The following is a 26758-nucleotide window of genomic DNA, read 5'->3' as shown; positions in this document are numbered from 1 at the left end:
TTAACTGGTCGATGCTCATGTCTTCAATGCGCATGAACGGTCTCCGGCTGTTTGTTCTGCCAGTCAGTATGACGCGGGTCGATCAGTGCCCGTAACGGGGTGTCGGCAAACCGGAGTTTCCAGAGGCGTGGCGTCAGATCGGCCACGTCTCTGGCCGGATGCTGGCTGATGCGCTGCAGTACGTCCACCAGGTAGGTGTAGGGGTTAATATCGTGCAGTTTGCACGTGCTGATCAGGCTCTGGATGATGCCCAGGTGTTCCGCGCCCAGTTCGGTCCAGCAGAACAGCCAGTTTTTGCGGCCCAGCGGGATCGGGCGCAGGGCCCGTTCCAGGTGGTTGGTGTCTGGCTGAACATCCGGGTTTTCCAGGAACACGGTCAGGCTGGCTTCCCGGCTGAGCACGTAGTTCAGGGCTTTGGTCAGTGAGTCACTGGGCAGCAGACCACCTTGCTCCAACTGATCCCGGCACCACTGGAAGAAGTCGCTAACCACCGGTTTGGAGTGCTCCAACCGGTACTGACGTTTCTTCTCGCCGGTCAGGTTCTGGGTGCGGATCTTTTCTTCGTTTTTGTACAGTGCCGCGATCTGTTGCAGAGCTTCGGCGACCGGCTCCGGGTGTTCCTTCTGTGCCTCGATAAAGTAACGGCGACTGTGCACCCAGCACTGAGCGTGGGTGACGTTGGCCTGGGCCGCGGCATAACGGGCGTAGGCTGCATAGCCGTCACTGATCAGGGTGCCGCTGAACGAGTCACTGAGGGTGGCTTCGATGTGGGCACGCCCCCGACTGTGTGAGTAGGTGAACACCACCTCGTCGGCATCGCCGTACAGCGGCCAGAACCAGCCGGCTTTCATCTTGCCTTTTTGCGGACCTGCCCGGCCCTGGTGCCCGGCCTTGATGGGGGTTTCGTCCATGGCCAGCACCCGGCTTCTCAGGACGTTGTCGGTCTGGGCATCCACAATGGGCCTAAGCAGGTCGATGGCACGCTTGACCAGGTTGGTCAGGGTACTGCGGCTGACGGTAATGCCGGCCTGCTGGATGCGCTGGTGCTGGCGATACAGCGGCAGGTGGAACTGGAATTTATCGACCAGCAACCCGGCCAGCAAGCTAACGTCCCCCAGGCTGTTATCCAGCACGTTGAACGGAGCCGGTGTTGTTACAGACTTCTGGTCTGTACCCTTGCGCCGGAATACCGGGCGCTCCATCTTCAGCACCACGTAGCTGGAGGCCCGCTGGGCCAGACGGTAGGTGGTTTTGGTGCCGATAATGTCGTATTGGTCGGCGTCCGGCCCGGTCAGTTCTGATGGCAGGTGCTCAACGACTTCCACCGGCACATCGGCGGTAAAACGCAGGCCGGTATCGTTCAGGCAATCGTCATCGCGCTGCTTCTTGCCGGTGCCGCGCTGATAGGCCTTGACGGTGCGCTTTTCTTCCTCGGCAGGCTTTTCCGGGAGTGGCGCTTCATCTGGCTGGAACAGGCTGTCCTGTCCTGGCAGGTCATACACCTGCTTCTCGGATTTGGGGCCGAACAGCTGCCTCTTGAACCAGTCCAGCTGGTGTTTCAACTGCCGAATAGCTTCCGCCTGAGCATCCAACTGCTCGCGCTGCAATGCATTCTCCTCGGCCAGGGCCGAGTAGGAAGGTGCATTGGATTGGGGTGCAGAAGCCGTTGAATTCATGGTGGGTATTATACCGGAATTCCGCCCCTATACCCCCTGAAAACGCTTGAATTGGCGGTATTTCTGCACCTCAATGCCATCGATCAGCAACTGCAGATCCGTCAGGGTCAGAGGCTTCTGCCCGGAGGCGGATAACGGCACCCGGAACTGCCCTTGCTCCAGACGCTTGGCCCACAGGCAGTAACCGGTGGCCGTAAAATACAGCATCTTCATCTGGGTCTTGCGGCGATTGATGAAGACGAAATACTGACCGCTGAGCGGGTTGTGCTTCAACTGATTCCGGACCAGGGCACTCAGGCCCCGGAACGACTTGCGCATGTCGGTAGGCTCGGTGCACAGCCAGATCCGGGCCTGACTATCGAGCCCGATCATCCGTTCTGGCTCAGCCGCAGTTCGACGCCATTGCCGAGGCTGAGCACGATGTGCCAGCCTGCACCGGAGGATGTAGAGCTACCCATCAGTGATGACAGATCCAGAAAGCTGGCTTCCCCGGAACCTGATGGCTCATCGGTCGATGGGTCGGCCAGGCGCTTGCGCCAGTTGCAGAAGCTGGCGTAACCAATGTTCTCTTGTTTGCAAAACTTCGACGCTGACAGGCCACTGTCACGCTGCTGATCAACCAGGGCTTGCCACTGTTCTGGAGTACGGTGCTTTAAACCTCCGAGTTGCCCAAGCTTCCAGAGCATCGGCCTTCCAATACCCAGCAACACCAATGGCCAGTAACGACAATACAAAGCTTCCGTAACCGATGAGCGCTGCTGTCATATCCATGGTGCCTCCGTGTTATCTAGTGCTGGGTGATCATCATACCTGCCCGGAGATGTCTCTGGCGAGTATCTCAACTTCTGAGGGATCATGGCCTGAGGCGAGCCAATCCCTTGGGCTTAGGCAGCGGTTGCCGAGCAGCAGATCACCGTTTTCGGTCGTCATAAACCGGTTCAGGGTAAGCAGGTTCACACCTGGGCCAATGTTCTGCAAAATGATCTGAAGATGGGGGAGAGTGGCTTCCTCTGTAAACTGCCAACGCGGAAACAACAGCACTCCGCTGGGAGACTTAAATGTGTAAAGCCCCGGGGGTGTCTTCGCAAGAAGACCGCGAACCTGTTCTTTTGATACGGAAAGACGTTGGGCTACCTCGTCCAGAGTAAGCGCCTGCTTAATAATGTCGCGCACCTCATTCAGGAGCTGCTGGATCTGGCGGCGGGTTATTTCTTCGATGGCATGGCTGTCAGCGTCTGTGAACCGCGCTCCGCCGGCTTTGAGAATGTCCTTTTCTTTTGGCGATAAAGGCTGGCTCTTCTGACGAGTTTTGTTATCGGGCGGCGAATTCGAAATGCTGCTCTGGATGTCTTGAGACAGAATGTAGGCCAAATAGTCTTGACTCACCTCGGTGACAAGCTGATTACGAATTTTGTCGTCTGATTGCACGTCTCAAACCCTCCATTCGGATCAGCAACACAAAGCTGGCGCTAAATTGGTAACCGGGGTCGGCTCCGAATTCTGCACTGCATTGGTGCGAGTTCCCTTATGGCATTCTGGAGTCAGATAATATCGTAGTCTGGATCTTACGATAACTTACTCAGTTACGGCTTATCACGCCGATCACCGCTACCTTCATGGCCATTATTTCAGATAGGTTCTTCCCCGTTTCCACTCACCATCAAGAGACAGCGGCATAAACTAACATCAGGTTGTTGCGTAGTTGCACTTTGACCCTGACTCGACCACGTGATCAAAGCGGGTTATGGTTTCTTGATCTGCCCCTTTTGTGCCCATGGAGTACGTTACCATGACGATGAAACGCCCAACCGAAAAAGAGCTTCTGGAGGGCCTCAATCCCCAAACCGCCCATGCCGATGAGTTGGCAGAGCCGTTGCCCCGGGAGCTTACGCCTCTGGAACGCCTCAAAGGTTCGGTCAAGCGCTATGACCGGCCGACCGATCCGGTTTGGGACGAGTATTTCGACTCTGAAGGCGTCAGTGACGACTTTATGGAAGATCGAGAGCAGCCCGAGAAGGGACGAACATAATGGCCCTCGATGACGAAAAAGCCAAAGGGCATGTGGCTCTCAGAGGGTTCTTTGGTATCTGTCGTGAGTGGGGCTGCACTCAGGAAGAAATGATGCAGATGATCGGGGAGGGTATCCCAGAGCACGCTAACCAGGTATCAGAAGTTGCCACACGCAAGGCCCCCTGAAGCATCTTATGAAAACTCGGCGTTACTTTGATGCAAAGCGGGCAGGTTAACAGGCCATGTTAGAGCGATAACAATGCCGATTCCATACATCACCGGGCTGACTGCACTCTGTACTCTCCACCCGGCGCGCTTAAAACCTTTCTGGCACGATATGGGGGCACCCGCTGTCTGGGCTATCGCCGGTCATAACTACCCGGATACCTCTTTCCTGTTCGGAGAACAAGAGATTGTAGATATATCGGAGTTTCTGGCCCTGTCAGGGCTACCGGTGACATTGTTTAGGTGCGCCAGCTACGAACGCGCCGTTTTTGACCTACTTTATTATCACATTGAACAGAACAATCGGATGGTGCCCAACGTCCAGCCGACCGACATCAATGATGTGGTGGATTTTGACCGCATCATCGGCTGGGTTTGGGAATGGGAGCGATCTGGCCAGTTAGAACGTGGGGGCGCCATGCGGAACTGGTTGAGCGCAGAGCCCTGGACTAGCTGAACCATACCAGCGCTTTCTCCCTGAGATTTCCGGGCTCATATCAACGCTGGTGTTTTTTGATCGGCATTGCTAGCCTATAGCCATATGTTGTTGTTGGTAAAAGGTAATCTGCCTACATGTGGTATTTGTTGATGAGCATGCGACTGACCCGACACCGATTTTTTGCCGCCAATCCGACCGGAGTGGATTGGGTCTGTGGTGACCTTCACGGCGAGTTCAAGGCTCTGCAAGCCGCGTTGTCGGATGCTGGTTTCAACAAAGTGGTTGATCGCCTGTTTCTGCTGGGAGATACCATTGATCGCGGGCCCGAATCCCGGGCCCTTCTGGAGTGGGTGCTGACAACGGACTGGGTACACAGCGTGATGGGCAACCATGAGTTGATGTTTATCGCTGGCGCTGAAGATATCAGAAGCCGATACAAGCATCGAGGAATGGGCGGGGAATGGGCCTCGACCTTGGACGAGGTGTCCTATACGGGCCTGGCAACCCGCTGTCGTTACCAGATGCCACTCACCATCACGTTGGAATGCGAGAACGGCCAACTGGGGTTGGTGCATGCCCAAAGCCCATTCGACGACTGGTGCACCGTTCAGGACAGTCCCTTCTCAGAGCGCTTTGCCATTGAATGCACCTGGCCCTGGAACCGGGCGCAGGGGGCGGATCATGCCATTTCGGGTATCTCGGCCGTGGTGTCAGGCCACATTGGTACTGACGAGATGATTCAGAAGGGCAATCAGCTCTGGATTGATACTCTGGCAAATACCGGTCGGGTGCCGTTGATGCCGGTTCACCAAGTATTAGCACTGGTGGCAAAGGCGCCGCGAAATGACTAACGGCAAATTGCTGATCGTTGATCTCGAGGCTACCTGCTGGGTGTCCCGGTTTAACCCGGAGGGTGAGCCGCAAAGTGTCCACAATATTGAAATTATTGAGTTCGGTTGCGGTGTGGACGATGCGCGCAACATGGTCCGATTGCTTCCTTATGTGGATTGGCGCCTGGAGTCAGAACTGTTAACGCCACAGGAGTGCACAGAATGAAGCTGGTCTGTATCTCAGATACCCACAGCATGCACCGTCGTATTCCGGAGATTCCCAATGGCGACGTGCTTGTTCATGCGGGCGATAGTCTGGGTCAGGGCACACTGGAGAACATCGAAGACCTCAATGACTGGCTCGGAACGCTGCCGCATCGCCATAAGATTGTGGTTGCAGGTAATCACGACTGGGCATTTCAGGAAACTCTGGAATGGGCACAGCAGGCACTAACGAATGCTATTTACCTGGAAGACAGTGGCGTCGAGATTGAGGGTGTGCGGTTGGTTCTGGGGCTCACCCTGGACACCCACCTTTATGGACTGGGCGTTTATGCTGGATCGTGGTGAGCCGCTGCACCGTAAATGGCAGCTCATTCCGGACAACGTTGATGTGCTGATCACCCACGGACCACCGAAAGGCATTGGCGATGAGGCAAACCTCGGATTCAAATGCCAGAATGTCGGATGCGTTGATTTGCTTCACCGAATTCAGCAACTCTCACTCAAAGCCCACATCTTTGGCCATATCCACGAGGGCTACGGGGAATACTGGCGGGGAAGCACGAAACTGATCAATGCCAGCACCTGTACCGCTCGCTACGAACCCAGCAATGAGCCTGTCGTGGTAGAGATATGACAAGGTCATATTTGACCAAGGAGTTTGAATGACAGCGGAAGAACTGATTGAACATCTGAAGTTACTGCCGCCGGAAACGCCTGTCCTGGTTGAGGGGTACGAAACGGGGTTCGATGATATTGTCGAGCTCACCTCAGCACAGGTTGTCCGGTACCGACATGCTCAGGAGTGGGATGGTGAATACCAACCACTCGACAGGTTCTCCAATCAGCAGACTGGAGTGATGCAAGCCGCGGTGATACGCGGCCGAAAAGGAAGTAGAAGGTAAGACAATGACAGATCGTAAACGCTACAGTTTGAGTGATCTGGTGGCCCAATGTGACCTGAGTGCTCCAATGCCAGAGGCATTTCGGCAGTGGGATCAGATGGTGAAAGTTGGCCTGGAGCAGGAAATCACACAGCAAGCGGCGGATGTTATTCTCCAGGGGATACGGGTTTTTGAATCCCCGGAGCTTGCATTCAAGTGGCTACAGAGCCCTGTTCCGGCGCTCGATGGTGAAAAACCTTTCGACTTGCTGGGTACTGATGAGGGCTGCGCGTCAGTAGCTTCTGCGATCCAGAAAATTGCGTGGGGAGACTTCAGTTGATCATGCTGTCGCCGGTCGCCATATTGCTCTTGGATCCTCTCTGGCATTCAAGGAAACCGTCTTTACCTTCCAGTGTGCTTCCTGACCACTTACCTGAATCAGTGACTCCACTCACCACTACACCCGTCAGGTGGCCCCATGCGCCAACACGGACGAGAACCGGGCGAAATTCTGGTTATTGAGGCCGGGATGCAAAGAGCAAAAGCGACGGATAGTCCGAGGTTGGTCAATACATAACCAGAAAGTGATCTTCAGACAATAGCAGGCTGGCCCGGCATGCGATGCCAGGGAAGGCCGTTTTTTTGCAGTTTTGAAGTCGGCTTATCCGGAAGAAGCAAGGCCCTGATAAAGATCGTGATAAACCGTAAAGCCCGGACAGTGTCGGCCAAATCGCAGAGTCCACTGCCGGCCGCTGTGCACCAGGCGGCAGGCTAGGGTCATGATTTCCTGCATCACGGTTCTCAGGCGGCGACGCTTGGCCGGATGGCGAACCGGCGCATCCGGGCCGGTCAGCCTCAGGCCCATCCAGCGCAATACGTTGTACCCCATCGTTGCAAACGCCATGACTAGATTGTTGGTGTCGAATTTGCCGGACGGCAGTCGCTCCAGATCCAGGTCGGTCTTGAACTCGCTGTGGAACTGCTCGCTGGTGGCGTGATCACTGTACAGCGCCATGACCTGCTGCTCATCGGCCACATCGGCTGGCAAAGAGGTCACCCAGCCTTCGAGGCTGACTTCCGGTTCGAGATACCACTGGCCCTGGGCATCGCTGGTACGAACGGTCACCTTTACGATGCGACGCAGACCGGGCTCGTCCGGAATCGCCTCTGAGAGCAGCGCTTCCATTTTACCGTGACGCTCCAGTGACCAGGCTTTGCGGGCCTGGGCCTTCTCCGCCCAGACGAGCGGATCTTCTTTGCGAGGGTTCCACTTGATCAGGAAGTCGACCCGGTCCTGCTTACGGAGGAAGTCGCGATTGGCACGGGCGTCGTGTGCGCTGTCGAGGCGCAGCAGAATGGGTTTATCCGTCAGTGATCGAGCCCGGGGTAACACCCGTTTGAGGGTGTCGAGAAATCCCTTGTTGGCGTGCTGGCTGCCCGGGCGCAGTTCGCATCCCAGACACCAGCCTTCCTGTCCCAGATAGGCGGCCATCGGCGCGTAGCCGTCGTAGCCCTTGTAGGTGTAGCTGACACCTTCTTTATGGGTCTGGCTGTTATCGATGGGAAAGACATCCATATCCAGGGCTACGTGGCCCATCGGCAGGGGGGATACCGGGGCCCCGACGGACTGAAGAAACTCGACGCTGGCCTCGTCCAACAGGGGCGTCAGGGCCTTGGCATCTTCATCAAAGCGCTGGCGCAATCGAGCCGAGGAAGGCGACTGCTTGATGCCCAGAGCGGATTTAAAGAACGGATCCGTGCGAACCGGCTCAGCCGCCTGAAAATCGCTTTTGCCCAGCGTAATCAAGCCCAGGTAGGTCCGAATCAGTTCAATGTTCGGAATACCGTGCCGCTTAACGATGGTGCGGGCGGTTTTGGTGAGGGATGTATGTCGATTCAGGCAGTGGCCAACCAGAGCCAGCCCACCGTTGGGTGTATAGACTTCGGTTCGGGATTGCTGGAGGGTGAAGGTACGCATGAGCCAAAATCACTGACTGGGTGAATGAATGTCAGGGGCTATTATATCGCTCAAGATCCTGCTATTGCAGGCTTGGGGCGCGACTTTAGCTCGTTGAAGTCACGGATTTAGGACTTAATCAAGCCGTCAACTGCAACTGCGGAAGACTGCCGTCCGTATTGATCGATTTTCTTACCGACTCTAAGAACGCCCGGGTGTCAAACACGTGATCGGCTTGAGATCCGCTTCAAGATTGATTTTGGTGGTGTCAGTTTGAATCGGAGGACTCGGATAATTTGTGGATTTCCCGCCAGAGCCTGGCATGTGATCTGAGTGCCAAGCCGCCAATCAGTGTGGCCGCCGCGGCTAGGATCACCGAGAAGATCAAAAGCCATACGAAAAAGTTGTCCCACATGTTTGGCCTACTGTTCATTTCTGGGATTTGAGTTCAGGAATTCTATCATGGGGTCCGTCAAGCGCATTGCCCCAATGCAGTCTATTCTGCTGCTCCAATTGACCGGCGTCCAATCTCATTGTAGATGCGAAGTTTGAGTGAGCAAGTCAATAAAACCTGCCTGATCTTCCGCCCGCTTGCTGAAAGGCGCGCAAAAAACACACCTTTTCGACGCCCCCTCCCCTTTTTTCTCTGAAAAAATATGAATGCGTGATGCCCATGGTTTGTCTTGGCAGATCATGGGTGTCGCCTAAATGACCCGACATTGCCATTGTTTAGAGCTGCTTGCCCAATTCGAGCCTGGAGCGTGGTAGAAGAATGGTTGAGTGGTAATCGACCGAGCTGGTGCAGGTAGGCAATAACCTCACCCGCAAAACCATGCGGCAGGCAACAAAAGTCCGGCTAACCGGACAAGATGCGGTGAGAGCTTAGTCACGGAGCAATGGTGGCGATATCGTTTGGGTCACTAGCGAAAAAACATAGATGGGAAAGCATGGGGAAACAAAATCTTATGGGTATTCATGAAGGCTCCGTTTCGTTCGACGGCACAATCGTAGTATTACACCCGGCAAGCGCACCTCACTTCTTCAATGCAGGAGGAGCGCTTGAGTTTGAGGAAGAGTCCTCAATAGTCCTGCCGGCCCAAAAGCAGCTCAAGGACGCTATTGTTTCGGCTCTTAGCGATTTTCGGGATATGAGGAAATTGGCGGCGACTTCCGTTGAGTGGCGTCTCAGGATTGAACCAACGCACGATGTCGAATTCCCGGCAACCTACGTTGTGAGGCTGGCAGGACCTGGGGCTACGGCTTCGGAGGTGGACGTATTTAGGACTGCGGCTCGATTTGTATTTAGGGATTTGATCCCACAGAGGATATTGGGTGAACCGGAGGATGCGCCAATTCTTTCGGAAAAGGAGCAAGAGTTTCTGCGATCATCAGGCCGAGGGATTGCAGCAAAATTTGCCAACCGCTCGATCAAGCAGGGCGTCATGGTGAGGTTTGGCTATGAAGATCTAAGTGGGGCAACGGTACAAGGTGTCATGCCGTCGTTGACGGTCGAGCAAAAAGCTCTTGGAACCGTGCAAGCAACGGGCAGGCCGCTAGGGTTTGATGAGCAAAAAAGTACGGTGACCCTGTGGGTGACACCCGGCGCTAACGATGAGGACGCCTCGGAACTCGAGGGAAGAACTGAGATTTTGTGCCACGACCTGGAGTACCTTCGTGTCTTCGCACGAGCCTATGCAAATCGCAGTTTGGTTAGGTTTCAAGCGGTGAGCCAACAAGAAGCCAGAAAGCAAAAAACGGTATTGACTCTTCTTGAGCTGGAAGAAGTGGCGGTGGACCCCGCGGAGAGCTTCGACCTTCAGTTGGGGTAGGTGCGTAACGGTGTCAGTGGTGCGGGTCTCGGGCAGTAGGCCGCTGCAATTGCAATGTAAAGTAGTACCAACTCCAGGCGATCATGGATTTGGGTAGCCATAGGGCTGGTGAGTACTAAGCCTGCGTAAGAGCGCGCTCTTGTGTAGCTTTTGTCGTAATCCTCGTTGAAGGTATCCAATTGTAGCGAGGCGGCTGCCGGTAAAAATTCACCTGCCAGAACCACTCTTTGAGCTCGGGGAGCATAATCCGGTTTGCTCTTTATGACGACTTTGTACGAATGCTCGGGGATTTTGAACGCGTCCACCAGAAGCCGCATAAGGTGAGCATCTTCGACCTCGTTCATCAGCAAGTGGCCATTTCTACCAACGAGATTTGATGCCTGGGCGAGAGAAGGTAGCGGTCGGTCGGTGTCCAGTTCCTCACAGTTGTGCAGCTCGTCGCACATATGTAGCAGTCGGGGCCAAACGCCAGCCGGGCGAGATTTCAGTATATACTTCGGCAATTTGATGCCATACACGAATGTCTTTTTCATTTGTTCCGGGTCATAGACTTTGAACCGCAGCCCTGCATTTATCCGGTCAACCAGAGTTTCCACATCGGCAAGTTCTCCTGGTGGCAGGCGAAGCAACGGTTCGATTCCACGAGCCGCGTACCCAAGCGCCATCAGCCTAAGAGCTTCCATCACTATAAGGGGCATGAGTCTGGTTCGCTGTGCAAAAATGGCGGGGGCGGGACTCTCCACTTCACTGGCGGATTTAACAGGCCAACGATCAATCTGGAGGGCCTTTGAAATAGTGCCGGCGTAGTGGGTGGTTACCGGAGTGAGCCTGTCTGCCCACTCTGTCATCATGCGGTTATAGGAGCGAAATTGCGTTCGAGGCGAGTGGTGCCCGAGCGCCCGGGCGATCGCCATAGAGCCGCGTCTTGACGGCAGCCCGTGGTTGCCGAGCAGTATTTTTCGGAGGCTCTCCCTATCGACCGATTCAGTGAGTTGTTGCGCAAGCGGTGTGTCTATCTCAAACAAGGCACTGCTTAGCACATTACAAAATCCGTGGCGGGCCTGGTGCAGGCTCATGCGGGTGTTTCCGGTCACCAATTTAAGCGTCCGGGCAATATCCGATGGAATGGGTCCCGCAAACGGCGTGAGGTTGCCCTCTTTGTCGGCAAGGATCGGCTTATTGTCGGCCTTACCCAGCCTGGTCGTATATCGTGTCAGTATTGATGTAACCAGTGACCGCTCGACAGCACTCAGTTGAAATACCAGCGGTACAGCCCGCCGGCTGTGGACGCTGTTTTTCAGGCCACGTATGGAATTGCTTTGAACCAGTACCCAGGTCAACCCAGCGGCTTCGCACCAGTCCGAGCGGAGTAAGCCAATAGCCTCCTGAGCCCTGAGCCCGAAGCGGAAACCTAACAGAAGTACAAAGGCGGCTTGCATACCCCGTTCGATATCATCGGTGTCAGGATGCAGGAGCAGTTGGAGGGCCTGGAGGTACTCGCTTTCTGAAAAGAGCCTGGGGCGAACCGAGCGTCGGACACTGCCGAGATCAAGTTCGTCCCAGTCGGGAGAGGATACTCCGCGCTCACTCGCCCAGTCGAAGAACTCAATAAGGCGTGCCGAGAAGTACGGCAGATCTTTCAGTTTGTCAGCGCAGTGAGACAGCATTTTGGCGCAAAGCTCAGTGACGTCCTCCTCGGCCATCAACAGCAAATCCGCCTTGTAGGCGAAACCACAAAATGGGCCAGACAGTTCACCTAAGTACCGTTTGATAGACCCAGCCGCGTAGGCTTTGTGCGCGTGGTTAGCTCGACCTTTACCTTTTCTGGTTCGGTGTGCAACCCAGTAGCCAAGTAGTAAGACGGCACTGCTGACAGAGTGAGTATGGGCCCGGCAGTGCTGTTCGACCTGTTTTGCTATCTCTCGCGACTTGGCTTTTGTGTACTGGTTCAGGATGTCCTGAAGCCCTCCAAGAAAAGCTTTCGCCGAGTCGTAAAAAGGTTCTGGATAAGTGCCAGAGGCTGATGCTGGAATCGGGGGTAAATTTTCAGTGTCTGGTAGGCTCTGCTCTGGAGCGGACTCCGGTGGCTGATATCGTTGACCTTCTGTCAGACGAAAATAATCGTACAAGCACAGGCTGGTAGGAGGGTTTCTATTGCTGAGAGCGCCTGCCACCATACCTGGAAGGTCAATCAGGTTGGCCTGTTCAATTAACCGGCTCAGCTCTTTTAACAGCGCGCCTACCGACCGCTCGTTTCTTTTTACATCATCAAGGTGTCTGGTTTCCGCCAGTATTGTGGCCAGTGATTGTAACGACTTCGGGCAGGGTGCTGTGTCGAGATCCTTGCTGTCTTTGATTCCGAGTCCTTTTGCCAGCAGTCGTCCGGTGGTGTGGTCGATCTGATGCCGTTGAACCGGTTGATTGTAATTTTCTAGCTCCAAGGACTCGGAGTATTCCACGTACACTCGTTGCTTGTGTTGTATGACCCGGAAATTTTTTCCTTGAACCAGATCTTCCAGCAGTCCGAGATAGGAAATGCGCTTTTCGATTGCAACGAATGCTGTGGCCAGAGCCAGACTATCAGACTTTGAAAGTCGGGCTTGCCGGATGGCCTGCTTGGTGTCCTGTGCCCACCGTTCAAGATTAGGCATGATTTGAAGCGCTTTGGGGCAAGTGTCTCTGACCAGTGAGCGTTCGGAGCCTAGCCTCAATGTTCTATGTCGTATGAATTGTCGTGTATGGGGACTGTGTTCCTCCAGCCATTGGACCAATACTTCCATCCGAACAGCCGCCTGAGGGTGCGGCATCCCGTTTTCGCGGGTGATCATCCTTTTTACCAGGCCATCAACGTCGCTTTGGTTTAGTTCGTGCTCATCGCTTGCTGGCCTGGCATCTAGCGCCAAGTCCAATTCTTTCCGGGCTGCAGAGCGTGCCAGATCACGAGCTCGGAGCCGTTCCGTGTGTCGCCGTGCCTGGCCAAAACAATCAGGCTCCCGGTAAGTATCAACGGTTTGTTTGGGTTCAAGAGCAGTGATGCCGTAGCTGGCTTTGGGTAGCGGCACCATAAAACCTAGCCGGTCAAAGCAGTCGTCCAGGGCGTCCTTATACCGTTCACGGTCCTCTCGCCAACACATCGCCGAGTGATCACTGTAGGAGGTTGTTCCCCGCTCCCCATGGCCCATCCAGCCGTCTATGACTTCGGGGTGAACGTTCATTCGAGCCAGCTGCTGGGCAAACCTGTGCCGAAACAAGTTCTTTGGGAGAGGCCACGAGAAGAGTTCCGTCCCTGGGACAGCTAAATCGTTTAAGGGATGCCAGGCACCATGGCTATCGAGCAGGAAGAACAGGGGCAGGGTGTCGGAGTTTCCTTCCAGAACCTGTTGGATGCGATGTGCAAGGTTTTTGTGTTGATCTGGAAGGCTCGCCTTAAACCGACGAAGGTGCTCAAGATAGTCCGCCAATAGCCTGTTTGCGCCACCTGCAAGCGGAACCATTCGTCCGCAATGAAGGCCGTCGTCAGATTTATCGTTGATAAAGACGGCCGGAGGGTGATCACAAAAGTGGGCGATCGACTCGAAAGGCTCTGACAGGTTACGGCAACCGGTTGCGGCATTCAGTGCCGTGACAGTGTATTGGACCAGATGGTTGTGGAAAATGATGGGGTCGCCTTGCGAGCTATCCAGCACTGTTTGGGTGGCTTCCCGAACGCCCTCGACCAAAATGGACTCGAGTGGCGTAAGGAGACTCCCGAGGAGATTGGTCCTCTCATCGCCTAATGCGGGGTTCTGCAATGGAAGCCCAAATCCGTTTTGGACTTGAGCGATGCTCCAGTTGGCGTACCCACAAGCTGCTGGTAGCGCTGCTCGAGGGTGGGCAGAAAGTATGCGGGCCAATGAATGATCGCCCGACTGATCGAAAACACTTTGGGACTGTGCGTTAGCGAGTTTGGCGCTGGTGAGTCTCGGGAAATGCCGATTTGCGTGTTGCCTGAACCAGGTTGTTAGAGCAAGAGGGCTGGCCCTCGCCCATAGTTGCCGCAGAGTGGAGATGTCTGGGAAAACATGAGTAGCCTCTCGGAGAACGCTCTGTATCTGCTCTGGCAGAGTGACGCGGAGACTGTCTTGGAAGGGTTCGATCAGAGGTTGAGCTTCGGCATCCGGAAGCCAAGAGCTGTGTCGCCTTGGTCGTTCCCTATGGGCTGTTACTAGGTCTTGGGAAATGCTCCATTCATCGCGTAAGTCATCCGTTATTTCAATTTCCTGTATGAACTCCAAGGAGCGTTCAAGATGAACGGCCAGCCAGACTAACGCAGCCCCCAGTTTGTCTTCAGGACGGTCATCAGCCAGAGTGCAGTTAATCCACTGATCGAGTTGATGAGCTTCTGGGGGAAGAGGTTTCTCCCATGACCAGGGAAGATAGTTCGACAGTTCTGCCGTCTGCATTAGTATGCTTCGGCCCGAGAGTTTCTGCTGTTCTGGTGTTTCTTCCGGGTTGATGCCGAACAGCAGCATTTGTTGCAGGGCTTCTTCATCAGCAGAGTCTGTTTCGCTGTCTGAATAGGCAAGAAGTTGAGGCCCCCCCGCCGAGCTACTCAGATCCAATGCGCTCTCTGTTGCTTTGAGCAGGTTTGTAAAGGAAGTTTGAAAAGCGGTCTCTGTTTTTTGAACTCTGGTGGGGTTGAGTTGGCCCTCTGCAACCCGTTGGATGGCTTTAAGAAGCAGCAGCTCTTTACGGGTTTCTGGCCCTGAGTATCTGGCAATTAACTGAGATGCAGCGTGTCGGATGGCCAGGTTGAATTGGGAGTAGGAGTAGTGGTCTGACGGGCAGGCTTTCAATGACATTTCAAGAATGTTGTCAATAAGTGTCCATTTGCTGTTCTCTCCGGGGAGGCAGAGTGTGCTGGCGACCTGCTGAATCTGGTTATCGTGTGGGCAGTTATGCTCTGCGGTTCTTTCCAGTGCCTGTACGATCAGCCATATTTTTAGAGTTCTTCGTAATCGGTCGAGTAGTTTATTGTCGGAAGGGGGCTGTGGTTGGATAACCAGTTCGAGCAGAAAATGCTCGTTTTTCAGATCTGCTCCTGCCGACCGCAGAATGGTTTTCGTGTTGCCTCTTGATACGCCCTGGTGAAGACCGGAATAGTTATTGGCAAAGTCTTTATCTTGGTTTAATGAGAAAAGAAGCCTGTTTAGGTGGCTGATGTAGGGATTGTCAACCCACTGATGCAGAATGGCCTTTGAGTCCGGGTTAGAGAGTTCGCGATACAGGTTTCCGATGATCGTGAAGTTTTCAGTGAAGCCAAAGGTGAGCGCTATGGCGTTGAAGATGTCCGAGACGTTGTTTTGTTCAGCCCAGGAACGGATGGCTTGAAGGTGAGGGCCTGGATGCCTTAAGGTCAAGTCATCGTTGTCTGATTGATCAGCCCCGTGCCATTTCTGCTTGTCGTTACTTGGCATTATGAGGTGGACCCAATCAGTTGGACAACCTGATGGTGTCCCTAAGCTATGATCCGGTTGTTTCCCTGGCTCAGGCTGCCAGAGATATGGGTTGCCCGTAGTACACCTCATCGGGCGTTTGGTAATCAAGGGTTTGGTGGTACCGGGTCTGATTATAATGCCGGAAGTACCGGTGGAGCGCCTGTTTTAAGTGCCGGCCATCCTCGAAGGCAGTGAGGTAGACGCACTCGTGTTTGACGCTGCGCCAGAGCCGTTCCACGAAGATGTTGTCATGGTAGCAGCCCTTGCCGTCCATGCTGATCCGGATGCCATGATCTTTGAGAGCGCCTGTGAAGGCGTCACTGGTGAACTGGGCACCCTGATCGGTGTTGAAGATCTCCGGCGGTCCATGGCGCTGTAAGGCCTCCTCCAGAGCATCGATGCAGAAGTCTGTGTCCATGGTGTTGGAGACCCGCCAGGACAGCACTTTACGGCTGTACCAGTCGATAATAGCGACCAGGTACATGAAGCCCCGGGCCAGCGGCACGTAAGAAATATCCGTTGCCCAAACCTGGTTGGGGCGATCGATTTCCAGCCCTTTGAGCAGGTACGGATAAATCTTGTGCCCATCGCCCGGAGTGCTGGTTCTGGGGCGTGGATACACCGCCTGGATGCCCATGGTGCGCATCAGGCGCTGCACCCGCTTGCGGTTTATCCGGTGGCCTTTGCGTTCCAGGTGGACACGCATTTTACGAGAGCCATAGTACGGCGTTTCCAGGTGCTGCTGGTCAATCAGGTACATCAGATCTAGATCCTCCTGACACTGTTCACGAGGGACGTAGTACACCGACGAGCGGCTCAGTTTGAGCAGCTCGCACTGGCGCACAAGGCTGACTTGGGGTGACCCCGCTCGACCATCGCCAACCGCTGTTGACGGCTTACTGATCGAGCTTGCGCGACAAAAAATCGCGTTCCACCGTCAGTCGGCCGATCTCGCGGTAAAGCTCGTCAGTGCTGGGTTCACCGGATTGCTTACCGGCCTTCTTCTTGCCTTCGAAGAGGTCGGGAGCGTTCTTCAGCAGCTCACGCTTCCAGGTGCTGACCATGGTGGGGTGGATCTGGAAACGGGCAGCGATTTCGGATGTGGTCTGGTCCCCCTTGAGGGCGGCCAGAGCGACTTTGGACTTGAATGATGCGCTGTATTGCTTGCGTTTCTTGCTCATGATTCTCCTCCTTGTGGAGATATTGAATCAGAGCTTAGGTACCTGTCCAAATTTTGGGGTCCACTTCATTATTGTACTTAGTCTCCACTCCCCCTTTTACCCAAAATTCTAGATCACACATCAATTTAAGACAAATAACAGCATTTCTGCCCAAAAAAAGTGGGTCTAAATCATCAGTCTCATAACCGTCGTTGGTTCGAATCCAGCCCCCGCTACCAATCAGAAAAAGGCCGGCTTTTTAGTCGGCCTTTTTCGTTTTCTGTGCCCGAAAACCTCCTGAGCCCACCTTTTATACAATCCGCGTTTGGCGTTTTGTCTGATCGCCTGCACAATTTTTCATCAACTGTAAAGTCAAAAAAATGACAATTTTATAACTTCAAAAATGACGTCATTCGCATCATCATCCGATCCGATTTTATAGAATTTCACAAAGTCGACGGAAAAATGGTGTAGATAGCCAATGAAACGCGTCATCAAAATGTCAAAGGCATGGATTGCCGCGTTTTTACTAGGAGTTCTTCTCACCGGCTGTGGCGGAGGCGGTTCCGATGCCGGGAGTGATGCAAATACCTCGGGCTCCAATACCTCCGGTAATGTAGGGTCAGGTCCTTCGGGTGTGCAGCCTGAGCCGGTCCGTGCAGCCGTCCTGAGTTGGTCAGCACCCTCTACCCGGGTCAACGGCGACGGTATTGCCATGGGCGAGCTCGACAAGTACGTAATCCGTTATGGTCAGGACGTTGAAAATCTGTCTGGTGAGGTGATCATTGGCGAGGCCGACGTCTACCCGGAGATGAGCTACACGGTGGACAATCTGGATTCCGGTACCTGGTACTTCACGATTCAGGTGCAAGATAAGCAGGGCCTGGTCAGTGAGCCCTCAGCGCCTGTCAGCAAGACCATTCGCTCCTGAGGGGCGTGAGCAAGTCATGGCATCGGGTCGGCAATGGGCAGTTTCAGGATGAAAGTGGTGCCTTCGCCTGCGGTGGATTCAACAGAGATGTCGCCCCGATGTTTTTCAACAACGGTTTTCACGAACGACAGGCCCAGCCCGGTGCCGTGGGTGCCTGCCAGCTCACTGCGCTTCTGCCGGTGGTAGCGATCGAACAGCATCGGTAGTTCTGCCTGATCTATCCCGCTACCCTCATCGGCGATGGCGAGGCATGCCAGGTGGCCAGCGCGGTATACCTGAACCGTGATCGCAGATCCCGGTGGGCTGTATTGGACTGCATTGGTCATCAGGTTAATGACTGCCCGCTCCAGCAATTCCGCATTCCCCTTCAGCCAGAGGTCTTCGGTGCCAATCACCTGCAGGCTTATCTGCTTTTCCTGTGCCTGCTCACACACGCTGTCCCGTGCGTTTTCTACAATCGCCAGAAACTCACACTCGTAGAACCGGGTTTCCGTCAGCTGCTCTGCCCGCGCCAGCTGTACAAATTCTTCCGCCAGGTGGTAGCTGCGCCGGGCCAGTCTGCCCAGCTGTTCAAGCTGGCGCTCATCAATATGGCTAGGGTCTCGTTTCAGTTGCTCAATCAATGCCAACTGAGACACCAGCGGAGAGCGAACATCGTGAGAGATAAAGTCGATGGCTTCCCGATGCTGCCGCTGCTGCTCCCGAAGCTCGGAAATGTCCGAGATGTTGGCGATGATTCCGAATTGATTGCTGTCTGGCAATGCGAACGGTGCCAGGTGAATCAGGAAATCCTTGTTGTGAATTTTGAGGTCAACGGTTCGGCTTTGCCGAAGGGTCAGCGTCTCAGACACGGTTTCATACCAGGGCGCCGCGTCCCTTGGGTCATGGCCTTCCAGCAGGCGCGTCAGGGGTAAGCCGCTGAGGCTCGGCATGGGCTCCCGGAACCAGGCTTCAATGTGCCGGTTGGCGAAGCGGATAACACCCAGCTCATCCGTTACGATGATGCCGTCTGGCATGCGCTCGAAGCTGTGGCTGATGAATGCCTGCATCTGGCTGAGGCGCTCGGTGGCGGTTCGGACTTTTTCAATACGCCGGGACAGGTTCTCCTGGGCGCCCGGCTCAAGGGCGGGCGCGCTTGGGTCTTCCAGTTTAAGGTTCTGCAAGTACAGCTGGATAACTTCCCGGCTCAGGTCATCCGGCAGGGTGAGCCCGAGCAGGTACCCGCTGCCGCCGCGAATAAGGCGTATCCAGCTCTGGTTGCCATGATGACTCCATTGCCCGACTTGGATGTTGGTCGGGACATCGGCCAGTGTCATTCCTTTGACTGCCAGCAGGTCTCTGCCTTCCGCCAGCAGCCAACCCTGGGGCTGGAGTAGCGCGCTCAGGTGTTCAAGAAGTTGGTGAGGGTGCCTGCGTGAAGGGTCTGGCAAGGCAAGTTGCGGTGTTCTGGCCAAGTCATCCAGTTGACGGTTCAGGAAACGGTTGGCCATCGCAAGCCGAAGGCCGCTGGCCACCGGCAAAGCGATCATGGGCAACAATAAGGCATTGGCGGCCGACAGGTGGTAATGCAAGCTGCGTAGGACCACAAAGTAGGTGACCAACACCAGAGCAAAACTGACGCTACAAGCGAGGACGGTGGCTGCGGGCTTGAGCCGTGGCAGGGAGTTGGCGAGGCCAAGGAGGATAACCAGTGCCAGTGCAATGGAGGCCCAGCCAGGTGCGGAGGAGATCAGTGTGTTCTGGCGACTGGCAGAATACACGTTGGCGTGGAACTCAACGCCACTCATGGGCCTGCCGAGGCCGGAAAACGGTGTACTAAGAATATCGCCAAAACCGACCGCGGTGGCTCCGATGAAGACGGTCTTGCCAGCGAAGGTCTCCAGGGGTACCGCGCCGTTCAGCACATCGACGTAGGAATGGGCAGGGATTGTATCTGCTCCGCCGGCCAGTGGCACAAAGCGGAACTCGCTGCGGACGTTGGTATAGGCAGGTGCATCAGGTGCGTGGCCGCTGGGGTTGACCCGATCCTGTGCCGCCAGTGCCAGCGCGGGCCTGCGATGATTGCCCAGGCTATTGTACAGGTAAAGGCCGCGGGCCACGCCATCGTCTTCCAGCTCAACATGCACGTGCCCAAGTGCAGAAGCTGTCTTCTCCAGCAGCGGTGCGGGCAGTTGTTCGGCCATCCGTTGTTTTGGTGTTGCCGGCGAGTAGTGTATGGGCAGCACAACCCGGCCATGGCGCTCCATGGCGTCTGCAAGGGCCCGGTCGCTGGGGGAGGGTTCAGGAAGCAGGATGTCCAGCACAATGACTTCCGCGCCGGCATCGGCAAGCTGGTCAATCAGCCGGGCATGGAGGTTTCGGTCCCAGGGCCAGCGCCCGAGCGCGTCCAGGCTGTGTTCATCGATGCCCACCAGAGCCAGGTTGTCATCAATGGGCGCGGACCAGGTGGTGATGGCCTTGTCGTAAAGCCAGAAATTGATGCGCTCTTCCAGGGTGGTTATCTGGAGTAATAGCAGGATGCCTGTGAGCAGCAAGCCCAGAGACCAGGGTGTCGTCTTTAAGGTTAACCAATCCCTTCTCATGGGCCGTGCGGTTCGTTCTTGTTGTGGAGGTGTTTAATCCAGGTAAAGCTCCCTCCCCGGGCCCCATCGGCTTGCCAGCGGACCATCAGAAAGAGCTTTGACGCGCACAAAATACCTTCTTCCGGGAATCAGACGCAAGGCCGCTGTGGTATCTGCCACGTTTGCTTCCTTGATAATGTTGTTGAATCCGGGCTCTTCCGCGAGTTGGAGGCGATAGTCTTTTGCGGTATCCACCTTCTCCCAGAACACGCGCACCTGGTTGTCCAGGTAGTTGATGCTGATGATTCGTACCGGCGGCAAAGTGCCGTTCACAACCAGTGCCCGGGGCTGGGACGCGGCCACGGAGTTACCGCCGGCCTCGCTGACCACTCGCCAGTAGTACTGGCCGGGGCTTAGCGGTCGGGAGGGGAGGGCTCGGTTGTCTGGCGCCCATTCACTGGAGGTAATCAGCCGTCTGAATTCTTCATCTTCTGCGATTTCAACCCGAGCAACTTCGTTGGTACCGTTCAGGCGCCATTGGAACTCTGGCATGTCGTCATTCACGCTCTCGCCGGGTTCTGGCGAAATCAGATCGGGCGTTCGTGCCTGCAGGTCAACTTCGATCGACGTGATGGCCGGCATTCCGGTGATGCCCTGACGATCCAGTGCGGCCAGGTGGAGTTCGTAGCGCCCGTTGTCCAGCTGGCTAATGTCAAAGCGATGGCCAGGCATTTCCCGACTTTGTAGCCAGGTGCCGCCATCCTCTTCAAAAATATCGACGCGATACCGGTTGGCGCCGTCCTGCTGCCAGCTGAGTTCAGCCGGTAGCTGTGTGAGAACCGGGGTGATGGGGTTGAGCACCGGGGCCGGTGGTAGCCGGCGGATGTTCATGGGGATGGCGCTCGCGGTGGATACGCTGGCGCCATAGCCCGCAGGAATCCGGCGTACCTGGCCCGGCTGGCCGAAATCAACCACGCCCTCGGTTACCTGTACGCTGCTGCCAGAGGCGGATGTCTGCATGGAAAACACGGTACCTCGAACAGCGGCGACCGCTGACGGGGTTTCGATTTCGAATCGGGCACCATCTTCCAGCACCGGTTTTACTCGGGTATGCACCTCGCCCCGTTGGAGGCGAACACGGGTATCTGCCATGCCGGCTTTGCCGTATTGGGTGAGGCGGTTGAAAATGAGTCTGGAATTGGGCGCCATGCGCAGCTCAGAGCCATCAGCCAGGACGATAGTCGCGGTGCCGGCAGAGGAGATCACTTCATCGCCCACCCGGATGACAGAATTTTCGGTCAGTGGCGTTTTCTGGCCGCTGGTGCCAGATACGTGCATAACATTACCGCTGGCGGAGCTAACCCTGGCAGGCTCGGGCTGGCGCTTCAACCAGGCCAGAGGAATGCGGATTTGTTCCCCGGCAGACAGTCTGGCGTTACCGGGGAGGTTGTTGTATTGCAGCACCTGGTCAATGGTTACCCGGTCCATCAGCAAGGACTGGCCGATGTCGCTGAGTGTCTCACCGGAGCGGAGCGTATACACCCATTCCGGGGCGCTTTCCGATTGCTGGGCGGGCGCGGCGGAAGAAGAGCCTCGGGCAACCGATATCTCGGCGGCAGCCACGCCGGGCAGCAGGCTGGTTACAATCAACAGGAGCAAACCTGTGACGCTTTGGCGTTTGCGGTCAAGCATTGGTTGCACTGTCTTCCCGGGGCTCGTCAGCTTCAGTGGCTTTGATCGCTTCCAGGCGATAGCCGCGCTGGTAAATGGTCTTGATGCGGAATCCGTTCTCCGGGTTTACACCCAGCCGACGGCGTAACCGGCTCATGTGGGTATCAACGGTCCGGGTGTTGATATCCCGGGCAAGGCCCCACACGCGTTCCAGCAGCATCTCGCGGGTCAGGAGCCGGCCCTGGTTCTGAAACAGGAACAGGGTGAGGTCGAAGTCCTTGTCGGTCAGGGTAAGCGGTTCACCGTGCAGCAGGATGATTCGTTGCCGGGTGTTAACTTCAAACGGACCGTAAACCAGCACTTCTTTGTCGCTGTCGGGGTTGCTGCGGCGGGCCAGGGCATTGATCCTGGCGGTAAGCTCGGCCGCCCGGGCTGGTTTTGACAGGTAGTCGTCGGCGCCGGCATCCAGCGCCCGGACGATGTCGGCCTCGCTGTCCCGCTGGGTCAGGAAAATGGCCGGAATGGGCCAGTCCAGCTGGGCGCGCACATTCTCCAGTACGTCGATACCGGTCATGTCTGGAATCTGCCAGTCCAGGATAATCAGGTCATAACTGCGGTGCAGAACGGCACCGAGAAAGGCCTGACCGGTGGGGAAGCTGTCACAGTGATGACCCTTCTCGGAGAGAATGGCTTGAATGTGTTGCGCTTGTTCGTGTTCGTCTTCCAGCAGAGCAATGCGCATTAAGCTTGGCCCTCGATGGTGTTGCCGATTTCGTGGTCTTGGCACAGAGCGGAGTGAAAATCCTCTGCATTAGAGGCCAAGTATCCCAAAAAATGAGGCTGCGTTCAGTAGTGATATGTAGAATTCCGTAACTACAGCGCAGGCTTGCCGTTGGCGTCGTTCACTGTTTGTCGGCAGGCGGGGAAATTACTGCAGCCCCAGAACCAGCCTTTTTTGCTTTGGCGCCTCACCAGGGGTGAAAAGCAATGGGGGCAGGGCACGGGTTTCTGCCCGGTTCCGTCTGCCGGTGCACTGTCTTCCAGAGGGCGCGTGCCGTTACATTTTGGGTAGCGGGTGCAGGCAAAAAAACGTCCGAATTTTCCTTCCCGCTCGACCATGGGCGCCCGGCACTTTGGGCAATGCACCGACGTTTCGCTGACCGGAGTTCCGGTCGCATCGGGCGCCCGATGAATGAATTCGCGGATTTCCTGCTTTAGCGACTCCAGAAATGCCCTGGGGTCGTCTTCGCCACGGCGGATGCTCTCCAGTGTTGCTTCCCAGACCGCTGTACGGTCCGGGGTACGGATAGTGTCCGGCAGCGCCGCAATCAGCGCCTTGCCTTTGTCGGTGGCGCGGATGAATCGCTTTTCCCGGTACAGGTAATCTCGCCGGAACAGTGTGTCGATAATGGCGGCGCGGGTGGCTTCCGTGCCAAGGCCATCGGTCTCCCTCAGGGTTTTACGCAGTTCCGGGGCCGCCACGAAACGAGCGATGTTGGTCATCGCCGACAGCAAGGTGGCATCGGTAAAGTGCTGGGGTGGCTGGGTTTTGCGTTCGGTTACCGTGGCGTTGCTGCAGGTGACCGGCTCACGACTCTCCAGCCTTGGCAGCGGTGGTTTTTCCGGCTCGTTGTTGTTCTCCCGAAGTTTCAGCTCCAGGGCTTTCCAGCCGGGGGTGAGTATCGCCGTCTCGGTGGCCCGGAATCTGTGTTCCTGAACCTGCACCGTCAGTTTTCCCTCACGGTGAACTGCATCCTGGGCGAACTGCATCAGATAGTAGCGGCTGATCAGGTTATAGATCTTTTCCTCGGCGGCCGTCAGCTTGCCATTCGGGGTAGGGCGGACGGTCGGAATGATCGCGTGGTGGGCGTCCACCTGTTTGTCGTTCCAGGCCACGGAGCGCCGGTTACTGTCCAGTTGCCCGGTAAGCGCTTCCAGCTCGCCGGATACCCGACCAATGGCGCGAATCACCTGCTCCCGTTGATGAAAATGTTCCTCGGGCAGGTAACGGTTGTCGGACCGGGGGTAGGTGATCAACTGGTGCCGTTCATACAGATTCTGGGCGGTGTCCAGCACGTCTTTGGCTCCCATCCCGAACAGTCGCCCAGCTTCTATCTGCAGTGCCGACAGGGACAGCGGCAGGGGCGGTGGTTCGGGCCGGTCCCGGAAGCGGGACTCTGCGATGGTGCCGGGCCGACCGTTCACGGCATGGGCAATTTGCTCAGCTACCTCTCGGCTGAGCAGGCGCTTCTCCTCGTCCAGGCGGTCCTCATAGGCTTCATCCGGCAGCCAGCGGGCGGTAAACGGGCGTTGGTCCGCGTCCTCTTCGGAGGCTTGGAATTGGCCTTCAATGCGGTACCAGGGCTTGGGCTCGAAGTTCTTGATGGTGTTATCGCGTTCCACAACCAGGCCAAGCACCGGTGTTTGTACTCGGCCAACCGAGTAAACGCCGTCCTGACCCTGTTGCTGGTAGCTCAGGGTGTAGAACCGGGTGAGGTTGATACCATACAACCAGTCGGCCCTTTGTCGGGCCAGGGCAGAATGGGATAGCCGGCGGAATTCCTTGTTGTCTCTCGGTGCCTGAATGGAGCGCGCAACGGCGCTGGGAGTCAGGTCGTTAATCAGTACCCGCTTGACCGGAACGGTGGTGCCAACGTAACGCAGCACTTCGTCGACGAGGAGCTGGCCTTCTCGGTCGGGGTCGCCGGCGTGGGTGATCATGTCGGCCTGTCGAATCAGGGATTCGAGCACCTTGAGTTGCTGTTTTACGCTGTCTTTGGGGATAAGCTGCCATTGTTCCGGGAACATGGGCAGGTCTTCCTGGCGCCACTTTTTCCATGCCGGGTTGTAGCGCGCGGGCTCGGCCGGCTCCAGCAGGTGGCCTATGCACCAGCTGACAGTGGCCGCTTGCGGGCCTTGACCGCATCGAATCCAACCCTGGCCTTTCTGGTGCGGGCCGGGGAGGGCGGCGGCGATGGCTCTGGCCAGGCTGGGTTTTTCGGCGATGTACAGATGCATGGTGTTGGCGGTTCGCTGAGTGGCATCGGAATGTGTCTGTTTGGGGCTTTTGTGTCAAGGGCTTCGGGCTTATCGTTTGTTGTGTAGTAGACTGGTTGTGTTGGGGGAGGCGGCTGTGGTGACTTAAACGGACGGTTGTGGAGTAGTTATGAAAGTTCAGAACGCAATTGAAGCAAAACTTAAAGACGGGTTTGCCGCGCAGCTGCTGGCTGTGGAGAACGAGAGCCATATGCATTCGGTGCCGCCGAATTCGGAAACCCATTTCAAGGTGACGCTGGTGTCGCCGGAATTTGCCGGTCAGATGAAGGTTAAGCGGCATCAGGCCATTTATAAAGTGTTGGCGGATGAGCTGGCGGGGCCTGTGCATGCTTTGGCGTTGCATTTGTATACGCCGGAGGAGTGGGCGGCCAGTGGTCAGGCGGCGCCGGATTCGCCCGGTTGTATGGGTGGGTCTAAGGGCGATGACGCCATGGCTGCAAAATTGGGACAGGGAGTGAATTCATGAGTCAGTTTTTCCAGATCCATCCTGAGAATCCGCAGAAGCGGTTGATCAACCAGGCGGTTGATATTCTTCGTAGGGGTGGGGTGATTGTGTATCCCACGGATTCCGGGTATGCGCTGGGTTGTCACCTGGGTGACAAGCAGGCGGCGGATCGTATCAAGCGTATCCGGAAGCTGGATGACAAGCATAACTTTACGCTGGTGTGCCGGGATTTGTCGGATATTGGTGTGTACGCCAAGGTGGATAACACTCAGTACCGTTTGCTGAAGACGTTCACACCGGGGCCGTATACGTTCATTCTGCCAGCCACAAGTGAGGTGCCGCGCCGGTTGTTGCATCCCAAGCGTCGGTCTATTGGTGTGCGGGTGCCGGATAACGAGATTGTTCGGGAGCTGCTGGGCGAGTTGGGCGAGCCGATCATGAGCAGTACCCTGATTCTGCCCGATGAAACTGAGCCGATGACCGATCCCTATGAAATCCGGGATGTTCTGGAACACGAGCTGGATTTGATCATTGATGGCGGGTTCTGTGGGATGGAAGCGACTACAGTGGTGAACTTTCTTGGGGATGCGCCCGAGGTCACCCGGGTTGGTAAGGGCGATCCCGCCCCGTTTCAGGTTTAACGGTCAAAGACCAATGCCACCCGGGTATCAGGCCCGGGTGTTCAGGTTGAAGGCGTAGCGTTGTACGCTGTTACCGAAGTCGGGTTGGCCGCTGTTGGCGTTGCGTTTCAGGCTGTCGTAACGGTGGATGACATCCTGTAATCCGTTGAACTGCTGGTTGTCGCTGAGCAGTGAATCCAGCAGGGAGTTGTTCACGCCGTAGGCCTGATTGAGCTTCAGGGCGTTATCCATAAAGTGCAGTGTCGGTTCGCTGACGCTCAGCCGACTGAAGGCTTCCCGGAAGCCCCGGTTGTTGTTCAGGTCCATTTCAATTCTTTCGCGAAGCTCCTCGGGCAGCTTCCCCTCAACTACCGCATTGCCGTTCTCACCTTTTCCCACGCTCAGGGCCGTTGCCGGGTGCAGGTTGTACTCGGCAAGTTTGTGCCGGAGGGTTTCACGAACAAAGGAAAGATCCTGTGCAACGGTCTGTTTGTACTGGCCGAGTGGGAGCTTGCGAGCTTTCAGGCTGCCGGGGTCCAGCTCTGACTGCCCGGACGGGGTAAAGCGGTCATCACCCGGGCTACCGGCGGCTTCGGGTTGCTTCGTGGCAGCGGGTTTCTCACCATCAGGGTTGGCTGCCGGTGCCTGGCGGCTGTCCATGGCTTGCTGAAAGCGTGTGCTGGCTTGTATCAGGGATGTCAGCAAAGACATGGTGTATTTCCTCCTCGGCGGTAAATAACTGCCGGAAATCCGTTTATGGGTTG

Annotated in this window: 24 protein-coding genes and 1 pseudogene; 13 read left to right on the top strand and 12 right to left on the bottom strand. The window is 56.0% G+C overall.

Annotated features, from left to right (window positions below):
* Positions 1 to 23 precede the first annotated feature (23 nt).
* The 4 genes from tnpC to RVM24_RS08600 all read right to left on the bottom strand — a co-directional run bounded on the left by tnpC (position 24) and on the right by RVM24_RS08600 (position 3104).
* Positions 24 to 1676, bottom strand: coding sequence for an IS66 family transposase (tnpC, locus tag RVM24_RS08615; protein ID WP_197463895.1), 1653 nt, complete (start codon positions 1674 to 1676; stop codon positions 24 to 26).
* Positions 1677 to 1703: 27 nt separating this feature from the next.
* The gene (gene tnpB, locus RVM24_RS08610) at positions 1704 to 2048 is read right to left on the bottom strand and encodes an IS66 family insertion sequence element accessory protein TnpB (RefSeq protein WP_061333783.1); all 345 of its coding nucleotides are present in this window, start codon (positions 2046 to 2048) and stop codon (positions 1704 to 1706) included.
* Entirely contained in the window at positions 2045 to 2362 is a 318-nt protein-coding gene (tnpA, locus tag RVM24_RS08605; RefSeq protein WP_061333781.1) for an IS66 family insertion sequence element accessory protein TnpA, read from the bottom strand. The genes tnpB and tnpA overlap by 4 nt, the downstream gene beginning before the upstream one ends.
* A gap of 118 nt (positions 2363 to 2480) precedes the next feature.
* The gene (locus RVM24_RS08600; protein WP_061333779.1) at positions 2481 to 3104 is read right to left on the bottom strand and encodes a hypothetical protein; all 624 of its coding nucleotides are present in this window, start codon (positions 3102 to 3104) and stop codon (positions 2481 to 2483) included.
* A 361-nt stretch (positions 3105 to 3465) separates the two neighbouring features.
* Between RVM24_RS08600 and RVM24_RS08595 the strand changes: the two genes are divergently transcribed.
* The 9 genes from RVM24_RS08595 to RVM24_RS08555 all read left to right on the top strand — a co-directional run bounded on the left by RVM24_RS08595 (position 3466) and on the right by RVM24_RS08555 (position 6626).
* Positions 3466 to 3705, top strand: coding sequence for a hypothetical protein (locus RVM24_RS08595; RefSeq protein WP_061333778.1), 240 nt, complete (start codon positions 3466 to 3468; stop codon positions 3703 to 3705).
* Positions 3705 to 3872, top strand: a complete 168-nt coding sequence (locus tag RVM24_RS08590; RefSeq protein WP_227510305.1) for a hypothetical protein — start codon at positions 3705 to 3707, stop codon at positions 3870 to 3872. Before RVM24_RS08595 ends, RVM24_RS08590 begins: the two co-directional genes overlap by 1 nt.
* Positions 3873 to 3945: 73 nt before the next feature.
* Positions 3946 to 4368, top strand: coding sequence for a hypothetical protein (locus tag RVM24_RS08585; RefSeq protein ID WP_061333776.1), 423 nt, complete (start codon positions 3946 to 3948; stop codon positions 4366 to 4368).
* A 131-nt stretch (positions 4369 to 4499) separates the two neighbouring features.
* The gene (locus RVM24_RS08580; RefSeq protein WP_197463894.1) at positions 4500 to 5201 is read left to right on the top strand and encodes a metallophosphoesterase; all 702 of its coding nucleotides are present in this window, start codon (positions 4500 to 4502) and stop codon (positions 5199 to 5201) included.
* The gene (locus RVM24_RS08575; RefSeq protein ID WP_061333772.1) at positions 5194 to 5406 is read left to right on the top strand and encodes a hypothetical protein; all 213 of its coding nucleotides are present in this window, start codon (positions 5194 to 5196) and stop codon (positions 5404 to 5406) included. Before RVM24_RS08580 ends, RVM24_RS08575 begins: the two co-directional genes overlap by 8 nt.
* Positions 5403 to 5750 (top strand): metallophosphoesterase family protein, encoded by a 348-nt coding sequence (locus tag RVM24_RS08570; RefSeq protein WP_227510304.1) that lies wholly within the window; start codon positions 5403 to 5405, stop codon positions 5748 to 5750. Before RVM24_RS08575 ends, RVM24_RS08570 begins: the two co-directional genes overlap by 4 nt.
* On the top strand, positions 5719 to 6039 hold the full coding sequence (locus tag RVM24_RS08565) for a hypothetical protein (protein ID WP_227510303.1): 321 nt from the start codon (positions 5719 to 5721) through the stop codon (positions 6037 to 6039). Before RVM24_RS08570 ends, RVM24_RS08565 begins: the two co-directional genes overlap by 32 nt.
* A 28-nt stretch (positions 6040 to 6067) precedes the next feature.
* On the top strand, positions 6068 to 6307 hold the full coding sequence (locus RVM24_RS08560) for a hypothetical protein (protein ID WP_061333770.1): 240 nt from the start codon (positions 6068 to 6070) through the stop codon (positions 6305 to 6307).
* A 4-nt stretch (positions 6308 to 6311) separates the two neighbouring features.
* Positions 6312 to 6626, top strand: coding sequence for an MbcA/ParS/Xre antitoxin family protein (locus RVM24_RS08555; protein WP_061333767.1), 315 nt, complete (start codon positions 6312 to 6314; stop codon positions 6624 to 6626).
* Positions 6627 to 6947: 321 nt separating this feature from the next.
* Here RVM24_RS08555 and RVM24_RS08550 read toward each other — a convergent pair whose 3' ends face one another.
* The gene (locus RVM24_RS08550) at positions 6948 to 8264 is read right to left on the bottom strand and encodes an IS1380 family transposase (protein ID WP_061333766.1); all 1317 of its coding nucleotides are present in this window, start codon (positions 8262 to 8264) and stop codon (positions 6948 to 6950) included.
* A 944-nt stretch (positions 8265 to 9208) separates the two neighbouring features.
* Here RVM24_RS08550 and RVM24_RS08545 point away from each other — a divergent pair.
* The gene (locus RVM24_RS08545; protein WP_431475264.1) at positions 9209 to 10072 is read left to right on the top strand and encodes a hypothetical protein; all 864 of its coding nucleotides are present in this window, start codon (positions 9209 to 9211) and stop codon (positions 10070 to 10072) included.
* Here the strand turns inward: RVM24_RS08545 and RVM24_RS08540 are convergent.
* Both RVM24_RS08540 and RVM24_RS08535 read right to left on the bottom strand, forming a co-directional pair.
* On the bottom strand, positions 10060 to 15528 hold the full coding sequence (locus RVM24_RS08540) for a hypothetical protein (protein ID WP_061333104.1): 5469 nt from the start codon (positions 15526 to 15528) through the stop codon (positions 10060 to 10062). The genes RVM24_RS08545 and RVM24_RS08540 overlap by 13 nt on opposite strands.
* A 94-nt stretch (positions 15529 to 15622) precedes the next feature.
* Positions 15623 to 16730: pseudogene (locus RVM24_RS08535) on the bottom strand (IS3 family transposase); the annotation flags it as partial.
* A gap of 616 nt (positions 16731 to 17346) precedes the next feature.
* Between RVM24_RS08535 and RVM24_RS08530 the strand changes: the two are divergent.
* Entirely contained in the window at positions 17347 to 17640 is a 294-nt protein-coding gene (locus RVM24_RS08530) for a fibronectin type III domain-containing protein (protein WP_227510239.1), read from the top strand.
* Positions 17641 to 17654: 14 nt separating this feature from the next.
* Here RVM24_RS08530 and RVM24_RS08525 read toward each other — a convergent pair whose 3' ends face one another.
* From RVM24_RS08525 to RVM24_RS08510, 4 genes are all read right to left on the bottom strand, one after another.
* Complete coding sequence (locus RVM24_RS08525) at positions 17655 to 20222, bottom strand: CHASE2 domain-containing protein (RefSeq protein WP_431475263.1); 2568 nt, start codon at positions 20220 to 20222, stop codon at positions 17655 to 17657.
* 33 nt (positions 20223 to 20255) lie between these two features.
* Positions 20256 to 21893, bottom strand: coding sequence for a FecR domain-containing protein (locus RVM24_RS08520; RefSeq protein ID WP_431475262.1), 1638 nt, complete (start codon positions 21891 to 21893; stop codon positions 20256 to 20258).
* The gene (locus tag RVM24_RS08515) at positions 21886 to 22614 is read right to left on the bottom strand and encodes a response regulator transcription factor (RefSeq protein ID WP_106695239.1); all 729 of its coding nucleotides are present in this window, start codon (positions 22612 to 22614) and stop codon (positions 21886 to 21888) included. The genes RVM24_RS08520 and RVM24_RS08515 overlap by 8 nt, the downstream gene beginning before the upstream one ends.
* Before the next feature lie 131 nt (positions 22615 to 22745).
* Positions 22746 to 24890 (bottom strand): DNA topoisomerase III, encoded by a 2145-nt coding sequence (locus tag RVM24_RS08510; protein WP_431475261.1) that lies wholly within the window; start codon positions 24888 to 24890, stop codon positions 22746 to 22748.
* A gap of 148 nt (positions 24891 to 25038) precedes the next feature.
* On the opposite strand from RVM24_RS08510, the gene RVM24_RS08505 reads away from it, so the two are divergent.
* Both RVM24_RS08505 and RVM24_RS08500 read left to right on the top strand, forming a co-directional pair.
* Complete coding sequence (locus tag RVM24_RS08505; protein ID WP_342630680.1) at positions 25039 to 25395, top strand: BolA family protein; 357 nt, start codon at positions 25039 to 25041, stop codon at positions 25393 to 25395.
* Positions 25392 to 26015 (top strand): L-threonylcarbamoyladenylate synthase, encoded by a 624-nt coding sequence (locus RVM24_RS08500; protein ID WP_286250543.1) that lies wholly within the window; start codon positions 25392 to 25394, stop codon positions 26013 to 26015. The genes RVM24_RS08505 and RVM24_RS08500 overlap by 4 nt, the downstream gene beginning before the upstream one ends.
* Before the next feature lie 27 nt (positions 26016 to 26042).
* Here RVM24_RS08500 and RVM24_RS08495 read toward each other — a convergent pair whose 3' ends face one another.
* Positions 26043 to 26705, bottom strand: a complete 663-nt coding sequence (locus RVM24_RS08495; RefSeq protein ID WP_061333111.1) for a hypothetical protein — start codon at positions 26703 to 26705, stop codon at positions 26043 to 26045.
* Between the last annotated feature and the right edge of the window lie 53 nt (positions 26706 to 26758).

It is taken from the genome of Marinobacter sp. KM021 (assembly GCF_050707965.1).
Taxonomy (GTDB): domain Bacteria; phylum Pseudomonadota; class Gammaproteobacteria; order Pseudomonadales; family Oleiphilaceae; genus Marinobacter; species Marinobacter shengliensis.
The sequence above is the reverse complement of the archived record's forward strand: the minus strand, read 5'-3'. Positions and strand labels throughout refer to the sequence as shown.

Coding starts and splice junctions, on each gene's coding strand:
- RVM24_RS08510 (WP_431475261.1), bottom strand. CDS start 24,890: ATGCATCTGTACATCGCCGAAAAACCCAGCCTGGCCAGAGCCATCGCC.
- tnpC (WP_197463895.1), bottom strand. CDS start 1,676: ATGAATTCAACGGCTTCTGCACCCCAATCCAATGCACCTTCCTACTCG.
- RVM24_RS08505 (WP_342630680.1), top strand. CDS start 25,039: ATGAAAGTTCAGAACGCAATTGAAGCAAAACTTAAAGACGGGTTTGCC.
- RVM24_RS08560 (WP_061333770.1), top strand. CDS start 6,068: ATGACAGCGGAAGAACTGATTGAACATCTGAAGTTACTGCCGCCGGAA.
- RVM24_RS08575 (WP_061333772.1), top strand. CDS start 5,194: ATGACTAACGGCAAATTGCTGATCGTTGATCTCGAGGCTACCTGCTGG.
- RVM24_RS08565 (WP_227510303.1), top strand. CDS start 5,719: ATGGACTGGGCGTTTATGCTGGATCGTGGTGAGCCGCTGCACCGTAAA.
- RVM24_RS08550 (WP_061333766.1), bottom strand. CDS start 8,264: ATGCGTACCTTCACCCTCCAGCAATCCCGAACCGAAGTCTATACACCC.
- tnpB (WP_061333783.1), bottom strand. CDS start 2,048: ATGATCGGGCTCGATAGTCAGGCCCGGATCTGGCTGTGCACCGAGCCT.
- RVM24_RS08585 (WP_061333776.1), top strand. CDS start 3,946: ATGCCGATTCCATACATCACCGGGCTGACTGCACTCTGTACTCTCCAC.
- RVM24_RS08545 (WP_431475264.1), top strand. CDS start 9,209: ATGGGTATTCATGAAGGCTCCGTTTCGTTCGACGGCACAATCGTAGTA.
- RVM24_RS08520 (WP_431475262.1), bottom strand. CDS start 21,893: ATGCTTGACCGCAAACGCCAAAGCGTCACAGGTTTGCTCCTGTTGATT.
- RVM24_RS08555 (WP_061333767.1), top strand. CDS start 6,312: ATGACAGATCGTAAACGCTACAGTTTGAGTGATCTGGTGGCCCAATGT.
- RVM24_RS08540 (WP_061333104.1), bottom strand. CDS start 15,528: ATGCCAAGTAACGACAAGCAGAAATGGCACGGGGCTGATCAATCAGAC.
- RVM24_RS08495 (WP_061333111.1), bottom strand. CDS start 26,705: ATGTCTTTGCTGACATCCCTGATACAAGCCAGCACACGCTTTCAGCAA.
- RVM24_RS08570 (WP_227510304.1), top strand. CDS start 5,403: ATGAAGCTGGTCTGTATCTCAGATACCCACAGCATGCACCGTCGTATT.
- tnpA (WP_061333781.1), bottom strand. CDS start 2,362: ATGCTCTGGAAGCTTGGGCAACTCGGAGGTTTAAAGCACCGTACTCCA.
- RVM24_RS08515 (WP_106695239.1), bottom strand. CDS start 22,614: ATGCGCATTGCTCTGCTGGAAGACGAACACGAACAAGCGCAACACATT.
- RVM24_RS08500 (WP_286250543.1), top strand. CDS start 25,392: ATGAGTCAGTTTTTCCAGATCCATCCTGAGAATCCGCAGAAGCGGTTG.
- RVM24_RS08595 (WP_061333778.1), top strand. CDS start 3,466: ATGACGATGAAACGCCCAACCGAAAAAGAGCTTCTGGAGGGCCTCAAT.
- RVM24_RS08580 (WP_197463894.1), top strand. CDS start 4,500: ATGAGCATGCGACTGACCCGACACCGATTTTTTGCCGCCAATCCGACC.
- RVM24_RS08525 (WP_431475263.1), bottom strand. CDS start 20,222: ATGAGAAGGGATTGGTTAACCTTAAAGACGACACCCTGGTCTCTGGGC.
- RVM24_RS08590 (WP_227510305.1), top strand. CDS start 3,705: ATGGCCCTCGATGACGAAAAAGCCAAAGGGCATGTGGCTCTCAGAGGG.